The sequence below is a fragment of the Hoeflea sp. 108 genome (assembly GCF_000372965.1).
Lineage (GTDB): Bacteria > Pseudomonadota > Alphaproteobacteria > Rhizobiales > Rhizobiaceae > Aminobacter.
This window is the reverse complement of the sequence record NZ_KB890024.1, coordinates 3,507,895-3,522,614: the sequence shown is the minus strand read 5'-3', so window position 1 is coordinate 3,522,614 and position 14,720 is coordinate 3,507,895. Positions and strand designations below refer to the sequence as shown.

The window sequence follows — 14,720 nt, the reverse complement described above, 5'->3', positions numbered from 1 at the left end:
GAATCTGAGAGGAATTCCGGAATGAAAAAGATTCTCCACAGCCTGGCGGCCATCGGCTTCCTTCTCGTCGGCACCGCCGGCGCGGCGGTTGCCGCCGAGGAAGCCAACCACGCTGCCGAGCCGACGCACTTCCCGATCCACAAGCCGAAGGAAATGGACTGGACCTTCGCCGGCCCGTTCGGCACCTTCGACAAGGCCCAGCTCCAGCGCGGCCTGAAGATCTACAAGGAAGTCTGCTCGGCCTGCCACTCGATGAACCTGGTGGCGTTCCGCACGCTCGAGGACCTCGGCTACTCGGAAGCGCAGGTCAAGGCCTTCGCCGCCGAGTACGAAGTGCAGGACGGCCCGAACGGCGATGGCGAGATGTTCACGCGCAAGGCGCTGCCGGGCGACCACTTCCCGTCGCCCTTCCCGAACTCGGCTGCTGCCGCCGCCGCCAACAATGGCGCTGCTCCGCCCGATTTTTCGCTGATCGCCAAGGCGCGCGGCGTCGAGCGTGGTTTCCCGACCTTCGTCTTCGACATCTTCACGATGTATGCGTCGAACGGTCCTGACTACATCCACGCCCTGCTCACCGGCTATGACGAGCAGCCGCCGGCCGGCATGGAAATCGCCGAGGGCACGCACTACAACCCGTTCTTCATCGGCGGCAAGTCGCTCGCCATGGCCAAGCCTCTGTCGGATGGCCAGGTGACCTACGAAGACGGTTCGCCCGAGACCGTCGAGCAGTATTCGCGCGACGTCGCGGCCTTCCTGATGTGGGCTGCCGAGCCCCATCTGGTGGTGCGCAAGCAGACCGGTTTTGCGGTCATGATCTTCCTGGTGCTGTTCGCCGGTCTCGTCTACGCGACCAAGCGCCGGGTCTGGGCCAACGTCGCCCATTGATCGGGCACGATCCAAAAGAAATCGAAGGGGCGCCGAAAGGCGCCCTTTTCTTTTGCTGCCCAAGCCGTCAAAAGTGACGGGCATTGTCCTTGGGCCGGATTGGACTTCCGGTTCGGGCTTGCACAGATTCACGGTTCTACAGTGTGGTTGCGCGTCCTTGCCGATGACGTGCCGGCTGGAGACAACGGAGCCCCGCCGATGAGCACTTCCCTCGAGCAGACGCTGATCTCCTCGATCCGCAATATTCCCGACTATCCCAAGCCCGGCGTCATGTTCCGCGACATCACCACGCTGCTCGGCGATGCGCGCGCCTTCCGTCGCTCCATCGACGAGCTGGTCCATCCTTATGCCGGGACCAAGATCGACAAGATCGCCGGCATCGAGGCGCGCGGCTTCATCCTCGGCGGCGCCATGGCCCATCAGATGTCTTCCGGCTTCGTGCCGATCCGCAAGAAGGGCAAGCTGCCGCACGAGACCGTGCGCATCGCCTACAGCCTTGAATACGGCCTCGACGAGATGGAGATGCACAAGGACGCGGTCGCGCCCGGCGAGAAGGTCATCCTGGTCGACGACCTCATCGCGACAGGCGGCACCGCGGAAGCCGCCGTCAAGCTGCTTCGCCAGATCGGCGCCGACATTGTCGCCGCCTGCTTCGTCATCGATCTGCCCGACCTCGGCGGCCGCAGGAAGCTCGAGGCGCTCGGCGTCGATGTGCGCACCCTGATCGCTTTCGACGGGCACTGAGCGGCGGTTTCAGGCGGCATAGCGGGCCGCTGCGCCTGGAGTATTGGTAGTGCGACGAGGCGGGGAATTTCCTCGCCTCGTTGCGTTTGGCGGGCAGGCACGTTCCTCGCTGCATTTCGCGAGGCCTATTGATGTCTCGAGCGGGGTGAGCGTTTCCGCGGCCAGAGGATTTCTTGGGCGGGCCAGAGGAGGCCGAAGGAGTTCTTTGAAAATGGCCAGATCGTTGGCTTTTCCTGATCTTCGGTCACCACTCCTCACCCGACAAGGGAGAGGGAAGGCTAGCCCACCTTCACCAGCACGGCGCTGTCAAACTCAAGCACCTTGTCGCCGGTCGAATCGAAGGCTTCGGAGTGGATCGTCAGCATGCGCCAGCCGGGCCGTGAGGCGAGGGGCCGATGGTCGAGGCCACGCCGGGTGAATGTCACGGTCTCGCCGGCAAAGACCGGCTTCAGCCATTTCAGGTTCTTGAAGCCGGGTGAGGGGCCGAACTCGGGCTTTGGGCCCTCGCCGTCCCAGGCGCGGCCGCGATGCGCCAGGTTGAGCTTCATCCACACCGCCGTGGTGTGCCAGCCCGAGGCGCAGAGACTGCCGAAGACGCTGTTCCTGGCCGCGTCCTCGTCGGTGTGGAAGGGTTGGGGATCGTATTTGCGGGCAAAGTCCTTGATCGCCTCGGCGCTGAAATGATGGCTGCCGAGCGTGATGGTTTCGCCGATGCCGAGATAGTCGTCGAGGGTCATCGAGTGGCCTCGCGGGTCAGGAACATGCAGGTGTTGACCAACTCGAACACCGTCTCGCCCTTCTGGTTGACGAGCTCGGCGCGCCAGCTGACGAAGCCGAGCCCCGGCTTCGACCGCGACAGGCGGCTGGACAGGACCGTCAGCCTGCCGCCGAGCGTGTCGCCTGCCAGCACCGGCCGTTTCCACTTGGCGTAGTCGATGCCGGGCGCGCCCTGCGATGTCGAGTCGAGCAGGACGGCGTCGCACAGCATGCGCATGAACATCGAGCAGGTGTGCCAGCCAGACGCCGACAGCCCGCCGAGAATGCTCGCCCTGCCGGCCTCTTCGTCGAGATGGAAGGGCTGGGCGTCGAATTCCGAGGCGAATTCGATGATCTCTTCGGCCCGTACGACCTTGGTGCCGAGGTCGATGACGACGCCCTCGGCAAGGTCCTCATAGGCCCATTTCCTGACGCTCATCGGATATCCTGTTCAATCTTGTACGATCACCATGAGCCGGTTTCGCGTCATGGGCAAGACCCGGACCGGGCGACCTGTTGGCTCAGAGCCAGCCGCGGCTGCGGAACCACCAGAATGGAAGGATGGCCGAGACGATCATCAGGCCCAACGCGAAGGGGTAGCCGAACAGCCATTTGAGCTCCGGCATCAGCTCGAAATTCATGCCGTAGATCGAGGCGACGAGCGTCGGCGGCAGGAAGACGACGGCGGCGACCGAGACGATCTTGATGATGCCGTTCTGCTCGATGTTGATCATGCCGAGCGTGGCGTCGAGCAGGAAGGTGATCTTCTGCGACTGGAACGAGGCGTGGTCGGCGAGCGATGTGATATCGCGCGCCAGCGTCTTCACCCGCGCCTTGGCATCCTTGCCGTTCTTGGTCTGGCCGGTGGCGTTGGCGAGGAAGCCGGCGAGGCGCTGCAGCGAGGTCAGGCTGTCGCGCATGTTGGCGGTCAGCGATTCCTTGCGGCCGATGTCCTTGAGCAGCTGCTGGAAGTCGCGGTCGCGCTTGGAGGCCTTCTTGGCCGTTGGGTTGAAGATGCCCTTTGACAGGCTCTCGATGTCGCGCGAGACGCGCTCCAGAACGTCCGCCAGCCGGTCGACGATCGCTTCCAGAAGGCCAAGCAGGATGGTCTCCCCGGAGGTGCAGCCAATCGACGCCTTCTCGGCCCGCATCGGGAAGGTCTGGAAGGCGCGCGGCTCGTGATAGCGGATGGTGACCAGCAGGTTGCGGCGTAGCACAAAGGTGACGGGCGACATGATCGGGTCGTCGCTGTCGGCCATCGACGGCAGCGTCGCGGTCATGAAGTAGGCGCCGTCCTCGACATAGAGGCGCGAGGAAATCTCGATCTCCTCCATTTCCTCGCGGGTCGGAACGCCGACGCCGAGCCATTGCTCGATCGTCGCCTCTTCCTCGCGTGTCGGATTGAGCAGGTCGGCCCAGACGATGCGGTCCTTGTCGGCCTCGATGCCGTCAGTTGACCGCAACCGGTCATTGTCCACGACGAATGCCTTGATCATCGCCGGGTCTCCCTTGTTCGAGGCGCGATTTGCCCGTCTGGGGGCGGGCGCAGGATAGCGTCAAAACGGGCCCTGGGAAGCCCGGCCGGGATGTGCCGTCGGTAGCCGGCGCAGTCAAGCCAGCAGTCGGTAGGAGCGTGGCGTGACAGGACTATGACGTTCCGGCCGGAATGCAGCGATGGCTCAGAAGAACTCGTCGAGCAGACGGTAGTAGGCGAGCTTGCCGGCATCCGCGTCCGGCATGCCATAGGCGGCAAGGAACGGCTCGACCCAGGCTTTGCCGAGATTGTGGGTGATGCTCCAGCAGGCCAGAGCGAGGTCCTGGTGGCGATCGGCAACGCCCAGGCGGGCGCAGTCGATGAAGCCCGCGAAACGTCCGTCAGCGGCTATGTAGTTGGGCTGGCAGGCGTCGCCATGGGTGACGACAAGGTCCTCGCTTGCGGGGCGGGTCGCCAAAAGCTCGGCGAAGGCGCTCTCGGCCGTGCGGCCTTCGCGTTCGTCGTCGAAGTCCTCTTCGTCGACCTCACCGGCCTCGACGCGCCGTTGCGCCAGCGCGATGCGGTGTTCGAGGCGATGATCGAAGGGGCAGGAGGCGATGTCGAGCGCATGGAGCCGCCGCAGCGCACCCGCCATGACGGCAATTGCCCCGACGGCGGGCATCTCCTGCGAAACGAGATCGCCGCCAGGCAGCGCGCTCATCAGCAGCCAGTGGTGCCCGCCATGGGTTTCGAAGCGGAGCGCTTCGGGGCAGGGGATGCCCTGGCTGGTCAGCCAGCTCAGTCGCGTCACCTCATCGGGAAGCTCGGCGAAGGGGCCGGCCTCCTCTGTCTTGAGGAACAGCACAGGCTGGCCTTCTGCCTCCAGCCTGAAGACGCCGGCATTCGAAGCGCCGATCGTCTGCCGGCTCCAACCGTAGCCGGACAACGCGTCCCGCAACGAGCCGGGAAGATCGATCTCGATAGGCACGTGCTGCGTCATCTGTCCCCCTAGAGCTTTGCCTGTTGCGCCGACAGCATCGCAGCCGTCCTTGCTTGCAGGGCAGATAGGTGTTCGAAGTGGAGCCGTCGAGAACAATCTGGTTGGTCGTGCGTGAGAACATGCGAACGATTTGTGCCTGTGCCCTCGATGCTCGAAGCAGAGAGGGCGGGCGAAACAAAAAAGGCCGGGGTGAACCCGACCTTTCTCTAGCGCCTCAACATCCTGTGCCAGTACATCCGTGGTCAAAGGTGGAGGCGATCTGCAATCTCCATGCCTGAGTACAGCGGGATGGTTAATGGAAGATTAAGGGCGAGGCCGTCTCCCGGCGTGATCGTCCGTTGTCGCGAATATCGGCGGGCGGCCTGTGTGGCGGCGCCACAGCCGTGTTCTTAACCCAAACGGGGCAGATACTTTTTCCTGGCGTCGTGCCAGTATTTTCAAGCATTGCTGGCTGCAATGATCATGTGTGTACATACGAAGGGAGGACAATATGCAGCGCATCATGTCAGTCTCTACAGTCGATGTGCATGTTCTGAAGTCAAATCCACCTATGCTTGACATATCCGCAACGGGCGAGGTTCCCACAAGCGGATGGAGTAATCCCAGCCTGACGCCTTGGTACTACATCGCGCCACCGAAGGACGGCATCCAGGACTTTGATTTTGTTGCTGCGGCGCCGACCGGCATCGTCAGCGAGGTCGTCAAGCCCATAGCGGTCGAATTGGTCGTCGATATCGATCCGACAGACTACTGGGGCAAAGGCCGGCCGCTGCAGGGCATCAGGGTCCATTCTCGAACGAACAGCCTCGAGGCGCCCCTGGGGACCACGTTATTTGCCGAGGGGGATCGATGGGTTCCTTATCCGTGGCGTGGAATGCGGGAAAAGGTCGACGTGGCGAACCTGATGCAATCGCCGATCGGAACCCTGATCGGCAGGCATGCGCGCGTCTACCATACTGGAGATATGCTTACGCAGGACTCCAGGCCAGATCGCGTCAATGTCGAGCTGGGCGCGTCCAACGACATCGTGTCCATCTGGCTTGGGTAGCAGCATGCGTGACGCTGTAGCGCCAGCCCCGTTTTTCGACGGGGCTGGCGTGCAATGAACCCGGCATGATCGCCGTTGCTCCGTCGACCCAGACTGGACCCAGCTGGAAACAGAAAAGCCCGGCGCGAGGCCGGGCTTTTGCTGAGAGCCGGAGGCGGGCTATTCGCCGGCACCTTCTCAGGTGTTGAACTTGAACAGCATCACGTCGCCATCCTGGACGACATATTCCTTGCCTTCGTCACGCGCCTTGCCGGCTTCCTTGGCCGGAACTTCGCCGCCGAGCGTGACGAAGTCATTGAAGGCGATGGTCTGGGCGCGAATGAAGCCGCGCTCGAAGTCGGTGTGGATGACACCGGCGGCCTGGGGCGCCTTGGCGCCCTTGTGCACGGTCCAGGCGCGCGTCTCCTTCGGGCCCACGGTGAAGTAGGTGATGAGGTGCAAGAGCTCGTAGCCGGCGCGGATGAGCTTATCCAGGCCCGGCTCGTCGAGGCCCATGTCGGCGAGGAATTCCTTGGCTTCCTCGTCGGGCAGCTGCGCCACCTCGGCCTCGATGGCAGCCGAGATGATGACGACGCCGGCGCCCTGTGCTTCGGCCATCTTCTGGACCGCTGCGGTGTGCTCGTTGCCGGTCGCCGCATCGCTTTCGGCGACGTTGCAGACATAAAGCACGGGGTGCGAGGTCAGCAGGTTCAGGCCCTGCAGGATGGCAAGGTCTTCGGCTGATATGCCCTTGAGCAGCAGGCGCACCGGCTTGCCGTCCTGGAGCAGGGCGAGTGCCTGTTCCATCATCGGCAGGACGGTGGTGGCTTCCTTGTCCTTGCCCTGGGCGCGCTTGCGGATCTGGACGATGCGGCGCTCGAGGCTCTCAAGATCGGCAAGCATCAGCTCGGTCTCGACGGTCTCGGCGTCGGCGACCGGATCGATGCGGCCTTCGACATGGGTGATGTCGTCGTCCTCGAAGCAGCGCAGCACATGCACGATGGCGTCGACCTCGCGGATGTTGGCGAGGAACTGGTTGCCCAGGCCTTCACCCTTGGAGGCGCCACGCACGAGGCCGGCGATGTCGACGAAGGAGATGCGGGTCGGGATGATCTCCTTGGACTTGGCGATGTTGGCCAGCTGCCTGAGGCGCTGGTCAGGCACGGCCACTTCGCCGGTGTTCGGCTCGATGGTGCAGAACGGATAGTTGGCGGCCTGCGCGGCGGCCGTGCGCGTCAGCGCGTTGAAAAGCGTCGATTTGCCAACATTGGGCAGGCCGACGATGCCGCATTTGAAACCCATGGTCTTTTGGTCCTATCGGGAAATCGGAATTTGAACAGGGCTATGGGCGATAGGGCCTAAGATCGTCAAGTCTTTCAGCGTCGCACGCGGTATTGCGCATGGACTGCGCCATTGGCCAAGGGCTTGGCAAAGGCCAGATCGAGCCAGCGGTCCGCCTGTATGCCGCCGAAAGCCGGGATGCCGGAGCCGAGGATCACGGGGATGGTGCCGATCTCGATCGTATCGAGCAGGCCGGCATCCATGAACTGCCGGGCGAGGTCGCCGCCGCCGAACAGCCAGATGCGGCCGGTGGCCCCGCGTGCGCGAAGATTGGCAAGCATTTCGGCTGGCGTGCCGGCCATTGCCTCCGCGTTTTCGGGCAGGTTTTCGAGCGGGCGCGAGGTGGCAACCAGGCAAGGGTATTGGCCGTAGGCCCATTCGTCATGCCGCCGGGTGGCTTCATAGGTGCTGCGGCCCATCACCATGCCGCTCAGCGAGGCCATGAAGCTCGAAAAGTCGTAGTCGTCGTCGGCCGGGAAATTGTCGAGCCAGTCGAACGTGCCGTCCTCGCGGGCGATGAAGCCGTCGAGCGACATTGCAAACATGTAGATGACGTCGTCTGTGCCTGTTGTCGCCATGATCTGCTCCTGTTGCGCAAGGAGCCTGTCTAACATGCCGACCGGCCGACTTATGTCAGGAGCCTTCAGCTTGCGGGCAGGACCGCGTGAAGACGGTGCGTACTCGTGTCGGGTGTCGCAAGTCAGTCAGGGTCCTTGTCATAGGCCTTGGTTCCCGGAGGCAGGACGACCCATGAGTGGCGGCGGCAGTCGTAGACGGAATCCTCGGGAGGGGGAAAATCCGGGTCGGCGAAGCCGCCGACCGCGACCGCCACAAAGGCACGCTCGGCGCCAATTTCGGTGTGGAACAGGTTGGTGCCGCAGACCGGGCAGAACCTGAAGATGTAGCGCGAGCCCCTGTCGCCGACGCGCAGATATTCGCTCGCCGTGCCCGTGGCCGTGTAAGGCGGGGCGAAGGCGGCAAGGGCGGCAAAGACGCTGCCGGTGCGACGCTGGCAGGCGAGGCAATGGCACACACCGACACCGAGCGCCGCGCCGCTAACTTCGATGCTGAGCTGCCCGCAGGAGCAGGATGCGGTTTTGGATTGCATGGTAACACCTCGCCGGACGGTTGCGTCGGACCCAAGGGCATTGCGCGCCCTTATCGCACGAACCGAGGCGGATGTCTTTGCGGCCGCTCAGTCCTTGCCGAGCAGCTTCTTCCATCGGGCCGGTCTCGGGGGGGCGGGCCTGGCGGATGTGGCTCTGGGCCTTCGGTGCCTGCGGCTCGGCGGGCTTCCGAATTCGGAGCGCAGCTTGAGAAGTTGCTTTGCTTTAGTTCGCGATCCCGTACGTGCCGCCATCACCCGGGCGATGGATCTGGCCGGCGGGAAATTCAAGAATGGTAAGTCCAAGGTCAGATCCCAACTCCACCACGTGAGGCATGACTTCGGGGCCGCTGGAAAAATTCATATCGAGCCAGGCGTGATTCCTGCCGAACATCGCCCAAACCTCGGACAGCCAAGGAGAAAACGCTGTTTCTTGCTCCTGTTCTGGCAGCGTAGTCCGACATGGGAACCGCTCTATCAGTTTCAGATACAGCGTATGCATTTTGGAGCCTGGTTCAGGCGGAATGGGGTTCGAAAGCCAATCGCCCCCATCTGCATCGAGTGAAGCGAGGTAAGTTTCGAATTCGTCCCAAGCGGTCGAATCGTCCGCGCTGAGCGAGCCGGCATAAACTCCCACATCATATCCCATGGGCGTCTCTCGATGGCGACGACCATCAAATCTAACGCTCGTTGGAGGTGCGGTCTATTCCTTGCCGAGCAGCTTCTTCAGCATCGCGGCCATCGGGCCGGTCTCGGGGACCTTGACGGCAGGCTGGTTCGGGCGGGCCTGGCGGATGTGGCTCTGGGCCTTCGGCGCCTGCGGCTTGGGCGCCTTCGGCGGCGGGGTGTCGTCAGCACTTGTCGGCTGCAGCTTGTCGCGCAGGCCGACGGTGACCTTGTTCATGAAGCCGTTGTCGTCGCCCTTGGTCAGAAGGTCGGCGTTGTCGGCCATGAGGTCGAGCAATACCTCCAGCCATTCCTTGTCGGCCTTGGCGAAGTCGCCAAGCACATGGCCATGGACCATTTCCTTGACGCCGGGATGGCCGATGCCGATGCGGACGCGGCGATAATCCTTGGCGATGTGCTGGTCGATGGAGCGAATGCCGTTGTGGCCGCCGGCGCCGCCGCCGATCTTGACGCGCACCTTGCCGGCGGCGAGGTCAAGCTCGTCATAAAAGACGGTGAGATCGGAAGGGGCGAGCTTGTAGAAGCGCATGGCTTCGCCGACCGACTGGCCGGACAGGTTCATGAAGGTCAGCGGCTTGATCAGGATGATCTTTTCGCCGGCGATGTTGCCTTCAGAAATCAGGCCCTTGAACTTCTTCGTCCAGGGCGAAAACGAATGGCGGCGGGCAATTGCGTCCGCCGCCATGAAGCCGACATTGTGCCGGTTGTTCTGATACTGCGCACCCGGATTGCCGAGACCTGCAAAGAGCAGCATGTTCGGGTCCTCCGGGTATGCTGGCGATTACGCCTCGGCGGTAGCCTCGGCCGCGCCTTCTTCCGACTTCGACGCCGAGGTGCCGGCGATCGTTGCGATGGTGAAATCGCGATCGGAGATGACGGGCTTCACACCCTTCGGCAGCTTGACGGCCGAGATGTGGATCGAGTCGCCGATGTCGGTGCCGTCGAGATCGACGGTGATGAACTCGGGGATCGCGTTGGCCGGGCAGTGGAACTCGACCTCGTGACGGACGATGTTCAGCGTGCCGCCGCGCTTGATGCCGGGCGACTTCTCTTCATTGATGAAGTGAACCGGAACCTGGACGTTGACCTCGGTGTTCTTGCCGACGCGCAGGAAATCGACATGCATCGGGAAGTCACGGACCGGGTCAAGCTGGTAGTCCTTGGGCAGGACCTGGATCTTCTTGCCGTCGACGTCGATCGTGGCGATCGTGGTCAGGAAGCCGCCGCCATGGATCTTGTAGAAGATGTCCTTGTAGGACAGGGCGATGGCCAGGGGAGGCTGCTTGTCGCCGTAAATGACTGCAGGCACTTTGCCGTTGCGACGAACTTCACGGGCGGACCCCTTACCGACCAGTTCGCGTGCTTCGGCCTTGAGCTCGTAAGTTTCGCTCATGGCATTTCCTTTCGGTTGTATGGAGCGCCTACGGCGGGCCTGAGGCCTGATCCGTAAACGTCGAAAGCCGCCGGGTGGGGCGGCCTTCCGCCGCGTTGCCTCCAAGGGTGTCTACGCGGGTGGCGGCTCTATATCGGAAGGTGGCAAAAAGTGCAACCGTTGCGGCCCGACCGTTGCGGCATTGTGGCCTGGATTGGTGCTGGTTGCGCCGTGGCTGCTCGCGCAGGCGACGCCGAGCCTGTATCACGCCGGCTCGAAACAATCACGGCGTTACCCAAGACATGCAAGATCTTCTGCCCCTCCACCTGCCGACAGCGACCATCGTGGTGCTCGTCATTGCCGCCTTCGTCGCCGGCTGCGCGCGCGGCTTCTCGGGTTTTGGCGGGGCGTTGATCTTCGTGCCGGTGGCAAGTTCGCTGATCGGGGCCAAGCTCGCGGTGCCGCTGCTTTTGATCGTCGACCTGGTGCTGACGCCGGGGCTCATTCCCAAGGCATGGCGCAATGCCGACCGCGCCAATGTCGGCGTCATGGCGCTTGGCGCAGTCATTGGCGTGCCGACAGGCACCTATCTTCTCACCCATGTCGACGGCGTGGTGATCCGCTGGGCCATCGTCGCCATCGTGGCCGGGCTGCTGGCGCTCCTGATGTCGGGCTGGCGCTATCACGGCCGCCCGCATGCCGGCCTGACTGCGGCCGTCGGCATGACCTCGGGGCTGTTTTCGGGGGCTGCCCAGGTCGGCGGGCCGCCCGTCGTGGCCTACTGGCTTGGCGGGGCTATCCCGCCGCTGACGGTGCGGGCGAACATCGTGCTCTATTTCGCCATATCGAGCGTTCTGTCGATCGCGAGCTACCTCATCGCCGGGCTTTTGACCTGGGAGACGGTGGGGCTGTCGCTGACGATCGGGCCGACCTTCGCGCTCGGCCTTTACATCGGCTCGCACCTGTTCAGCCGCGCCAACGAGGCGACCTTCCGGCGCATCTGCTACGGGTTGATCGCCGCCGCCGCTGTTATCGGCCTGCCGGCGCTGGACGGCGTGTTGAGATGATTGAAGCGGCCAGCAGTTTCAAATAGAATTCGCATATCGGGGGCATGGTGGACTCCCCGTAAGGCCGGAAGGCCCAAGCTCCGCCTTCGCAGGTTTGTGCGGAGGAAAGACCATGCCCAGAATGATCTCATTGCAGGAATTGATCCGTCTCGTCGGCACCGACAAGTGCCCGTCAATCGTCGATGTGCGCCGCAAGATGGTGTTCGACGCCGCTCCGACACGGATCGCCGCCGCCTTGTGGCGGGACCACATGAAGGTGGACGAGTGGCTGCCGCAGATGCCGGCAGGGCGGCCGATCGTCGTTTATTGCGCCCATGGCCACAATGTCAGCGAGATCGCGCTGGCGAAGCTTCTGGCATCAGGCGCCGATGCCGCCATGCTCGAAGGCGGCATGGATGCCTGGCTTGCCGCCGGCGGCCCTGTCGTGGCTCGGCAAGCGCCTGAGCTTGAAGCGGGGCTGTCGCGACCGAGCGAATGGGTGACGCGGGCGCGGCCCAAGATCGACCGTATCGCCTGTCCCTGGCTGATCAGGCGCTTCATCGACCCGCTGGCGGTGTTCCACTTCGTCACGGCTGAATGGGTGAAGGACGTCGCCGACGAGACCGGCGCCATCCCTTATGACATCAAGGACGTGCATTATTCGCATCGCGGCGACGACTGCACCTTCGACACGCTGATTGCGGAGTTCGGCCTGACCGATCCGGCACTCCTGCGTCTTGCCCGCATCGTCAGGGGAGCTGATACCGCGCGGCTTGACATCGAGCCGCAGGCTGCGGGACTTCTCGCCATATCGCTCGGCCTGTCGGCCATCGAAGACGACGATCATGCCCAACTCGAGAAGGGTATGACTGTCTACGATGGCCTCTATGGCTGGTGCCGCTACGCGACCGACGAAACCCACAACTGGCCAGCAAGGGCGGTTTGACATGGATGCCACGCCGCCAAGAGCCGCGCCCTCCTTCGGGGAGGCGACGCGGACCTTCGCCAAAATCGGCCTGCTGTCCTTCGGCGGGCCGGCCGGGCAGATCGCGCTGATGCACAAGATACTGGTCGACGAGAAGCGCTGGCTCGACGAGCCGCGTTTCCTGCATGCGCTCAACTATTGCATGCTGCTGCCCGGACCGGAGGCGATGCAGCTCGCCACCTATGCCGGCTGGCTGATGCACGGCACCAGGGGAGGGCTGGTGGCGGGACTGCTGTTTGTGTTGCCCGGGGCCATTGTTATCACCGCCCTGTCGGCCATCTACATGACCGTCGGCCACATCACGCTGGTGCAGGGCCTGCTGTTCGGGCTCAAGGCGGCCGTGCTCGCGGTCGTGCTCGAGGCGCTGATCAAGGTGTCGAAACGGGCGCTGAAGAACGGCAGCATGGTCGTTCTCGCCATTGCCGCCTTCGTGGCAATCGCCTTTCTCAAGCTGCCGTTTCCGCTGATCGTGCTCGCTGCGGCGGCCATCGGTGCGCTGTTGCATCTGGCCGGGCTCGCGCCATCGGGCGCGAGGTCTGCCGACGAGGACGGCGTCGCCTATGAGATGCCGGAATGGACGAGGCCGAGCGCGCGGCGCTTCTTCACCACGCTCGGTGTCTGGCTGGCGATCTGGTTCCTGCCGATGATCGTGCTGTGGCAGGCGCTCGGGCCGACCCATGTCTTCACGGCCGAAGCCGCGTTCTTTTCCAAGATGGCGGCGGTAACGTTCGGCGGCGCCTATGCGGTGCTGGCCTATGTCGCCCAGCAGGCGGTGGAGGTCTATGGCTGGCTGAAGGCGGACGAGATGCTGACGGGCCTGGGCCTGGCGGAAACAACGCCCGGGCCTTTGATCCTGGTGCTGGTCTTTGTCGGTTTCCTCGGCGGCGCGCGCCTTTCGACGCTGGCCCCGCTGGCCGGCGGCATGGCGGGCGCCGCGGTGACGCTGTGGTTCACCTTCGTGCCGTGCTTCCTGTGGATCTTCGTCGGCGCGCCCTATGTCGAGACGGTGCGCAATGTGCGCTGGCTGGCGAGCGCGCTGGCGGCGGTGACGGCGGCCGTCGTCGGCATCATCGCCAATTTGGCCGTGTGGTTTGCCCTGCATGTGCTGTTCGGCAATTTCAGGGACGTGGCGTGGGGGCCGCTGATGCTGCCGGCGCCCGATCTCGGCCGGTTCGACTGGGTCGCGGCAGCCATTGCGGTTGGTGCCGGTGTGGCCTTGATCCGCTTCAAGGCCAACATGATCCTGGTGCTGGCGATCTCGGCGCTTACAGGCATGGCGTGGCAGCTGGCATGAGCCCATGAAAAAGGCCCGCCCCGGATTTCGGGACGGGCCTTGAAGCGGTCAGCCGACGGCCGGGAGCCTAGTCGAACAGGCTCGACACCGACTCTTCGCTGGCCGTGCGCGAAATGGCTTCGCCGATCAGGTCGCCGATCGAAGCGACGCGGATGTTGTGCGCGTCCATGACGGCCTGGGTCGGCTGGATCGAGTCGGTGATGACGAGTTCCTGCAGCTGCGAGCCGGTGATGCGGGCGACAGCGCCGCCCGACAGCACGCCGTGGGTGATGTAGGCGGTGACCGAGGTGGCGCCCTTGGCGAGCAGCGCGTCGGCCGCGTTGCACAACGTGCCGCCGGAATCGACGATGTCGTCGATCAGCAGGCAGTCCTTGCCGGCGACGTCGCCGATGACGTTCATCACCTCGGACTCACCCGGACGCTCGCGACGCTTGTCGACGATGGCGAGCTGGGCGTCGAGGCGCTTGGCCAGCGCACGGGCGCGCACCACGCCGCCGACGTCAGGCGAGACGACGGTGACGTTGCCGAGCTGCTTGTACTTGGCCTTCACGTCACGCGCCATGACCGGCACGGAGAACAGGTTGTCGGTGGGGATGTCGAAGAAGCCCTGGATCTGGCCGGCGTGCAGATCGAGCGTGAGCACCCGGTTGGCGCCGGCGCGGGCGATCATGTTGGCCACGAGCTTGGCCGAGATCGGCGTGCGGCCCGAAGCGCGGCGATCCTGGCGCGCATAGCCGAAATAGGGAATGACCGCCGTGATGCGCCGTGCCGAAGAGCGCATGAAGGCATCGATCATGATGAGCAGTTCCATCAGGTGATCGTTGGTCGGGAAGGAGGTGGACTGGAGGATGAAGACGTCCTCGCCGCGGACGTTCTCCTGGATTTCCACGAAGATTTCCTGGTCGGCGAAGCGCCGGACGCTCGCCTTGCCCAGGGGGATGTTGAGATAACGTGCGACAGACTCTGCCAGCACCCGGTTGGAATTGCCCGCGAAGAGTTTCATA

17 protein-coding genes are annotated in these 14,720 nt (G+C 63.9%); 6 read left to right on the top strand and 11 right to left on the bottom strand.

Annotated features, from left to right (window positions below):
- The first annotated feature begins 21 nt into the window (after positions 1-21).
- Entirely contained in the window at positions 22-885 is an 864-nt protein-coding gene (locus B015_RS0117540; protein WP_018429035.1) for a cytochrome c1, read from the top strand.
- 198 nt (positions 886-1,083) lie between these two features.
- The gene (locus B015_RS0117535; protein WP_026227410.1) at positions 1,084-1,629 is read left to right on the top strand and encodes an adenine phosphoribosyltransferase; all 546 of its coding nucleotides are present in this window, start codon (positions 1,084-1,086) and stop codon (positions 1,627-1,629) included.
- Between the two features lie 278 nt (positions 1,630-1,907).
- Here B015_RS0117535 and B015_RS0117530 read toward each other — a convergent pair whose 3' ends face one another.
- The 4 genes from B015_RS0117530 to B015_RS0117515 all read right to left on the bottom strand — a co-directional run bounded on the left by B015_RS0117530 (position 1,908) and on the right by B015_RS0117515 (position 4,859).
- Positions 1,908-2,366 (bottom strand): MaoC family dehydratase, encoded by a 459-nt coding sequence (locus tag B015_RS0117530; RefSeq protein ID WP_018429033.1) that lies wholly within the window; start codon positions 2,364-2,366, stop codon positions 1,908-1,910.
- Positions 2,363-2,824, bottom strand: a complete 462-nt coding sequence (locus B015_RS0117525; protein ID WP_018429032.1) for a MaoC family dehydratase — start codon at positions 2,822-2,824, stop codon at positions 2,363-2,365. Before B015_RS0117525 ends, B015_RS0117530 begins: the two co-directional genes overlap by 4 nt.
- An 82-nt stretch (positions 2,825-2,906) precedes the next feature.
- Entirely contained in the window at positions 2,907-3,881 is a 975-nt protein-coding gene (gene corA, locus B015_RS0117520) for a magnesium/cobalt transporter CorA (RefSeq protein WP_018429031.1), read from the bottom strand.
- Between the two features lie 183 nt (positions 3,882-4,064).
- Positions 4,065-4,859: an APH(3')-II family aminoglycoside O-phosphotransferase gene (locus B015_RS0117515; protein WP_018429030.1), complete on the bottom strand. Its 795-nt coding sequence runs from the start codon at positions 4,857-4,859 to the stop codon at positions 4,065-4,067.
- A gap of 490 nt (positions 4,860-5,349) precedes the next feature.
- On the opposite strand from B015_RS0117515, the gene B015_RS0117510 reads away from it, so the two are divergent.
- A complete protein-coding gene (locus B015_RS0117510) occupies positions 5,350-5,907 on the top strand; it encodes a hypothetical protein (RefSeq protein ID WP_026227408.1) in 558 nt (185 codons plus the stop codon).
- A gap of 177 nt (positions 5,908-6,084) precedes the next feature.
- Here B015_RS0117510 and ychF read toward each other — a convergent pair whose 3' ends face one another.
- The 6 genes from ychF to B015_RS0117480 all read right to left on the bottom strand — a co-directional run bounded on the left by ychF (position 6,085) and on the right by B015_RS0117480 (position 10,412).
- Positions 6,085-7,188, bottom strand: a complete 1,104-nt coding sequence (gene ychF, locus B015_RS0117505; RefSeq protein ID WP_018429028.1) for a redox-regulated ATPase YchF — start codon at positions 7,186-7,188, stop codon at positions 6,085-6,087.
- Positions 7,189-7,262: 74 nt separating this feature from the next.
- Entirely contained in the window at positions 7,263-7,805 is a 543-nt protein-coding gene (locus B015_RS0117500) for a dihydrofolate reductase family protein (protein WP_018429027.1), read from the bottom strand.
- 122 nt (positions 7,806-7,927) lie between these two features.
- Positions 7,928-8,335, bottom strand: a complete 408-nt coding sequence (locus tag B015_RS0117495; protein ID WP_018429026.1) for a GFA family protein — start codon at positions 8,333-8,335, stop codon at positions 7,928-7,930.
- A 223-nt stretch (positions 8,336-8,558) separates the two neighbouring features.
- Positions 8,559-8,981, bottom strand: a complete 423-nt coding sequence (locus B015_RS0117490; protein WP_018429025.1) for a hypothetical protein — start codon at positions 8,979-8,981, stop codon at positions 8,559-8,561.
- Between the two features lie 54 nt (positions 8,982-9,035).
- Complete coding sequence (gene pth / locus B015_RS0117485) at positions 9,036-9,773, bottom strand: aminoacyl-tRNA hydrolase (RefSeq protein ID WP_018429024.1); 738 nt, start codon at positions 9,771-9,773, stop codon at positions 9,036-9,038.
- Between the two features lie 27 nt (positions 9,774-9,800).
- Positions 9,801-10,412, bottom strand: coding sequence for a 50S ribosomal protein L25/general stress protein Ctc (locus B015_RS0117480; RefSeq protein WP_018429023.1), 612 nt, complete (start codon positions 10,410-10,412; stop codon positions 9,801-9,803).
- 281 nt (positions 10,413-10,693) lie between these two features.
- On the opposite strand from B015_RS0117480, the gene B015_RS0117475 reads away from it, so the two are divergent.
- The 3 genes from B015_RS0117475 to chrA all read left to right on the top strand — a co-directional run bounded on the left by B015_RS0117475 (position 10,694) and on the right by chrA (position 13,716).
- Positions 10,694-11,458 (top strand): sulfite exporter TauE/SafE family protein, encoded by a 765-nt coding sequence (locus B015_RS0117475; protein WP_018429022.1) that lies wholly within the window; start codon positions 10,694-10,696, stop codon positions 11,456-11,458.
- Positions 11,459-11,570: 112 nt separating this feature from the next.
- Positions 11,571-12,383: a chromate resistance protein ChrB domain-containing protein gene (locus tag B015_RS0117470; RefSeq protein ID WP_026227405.1), complete on the top strand. Its 813-nt coding sequence runs from the start codon at positions 11,571-11,573 to the stop codon at positions 12,381-12,383.
- A 1-nt stretch (position 12,384) separates the two neighbouring features.
- A complete protein-coding gene (chrA, locus tag B015_RS0117465) occupies positions 12,385-13,716 on the top strand; it encodes a chromate efflux transporter (RefSeq protein WP_018429020.1) in 1,332 nt (443 codons plus the stop codon).
- 67 nt (positions 13,717-13,783) lie between these two features.
- Here the strand turns inward: chrA and B015_RS0117460 are convergent, their stop codons facing one another.
- A complete protein-coding gene (locus tag B015_RS0117460) occupies positions 13,784-14,719 on the bottom strand; it encodes a ribose-phosphate pyrophosphokinase (protein WP_018429019.1) in 936 nt (311 codons plus the stop codon).
- Between the last annotated feature and the right edge of the window lies 1 nt (position 14,720).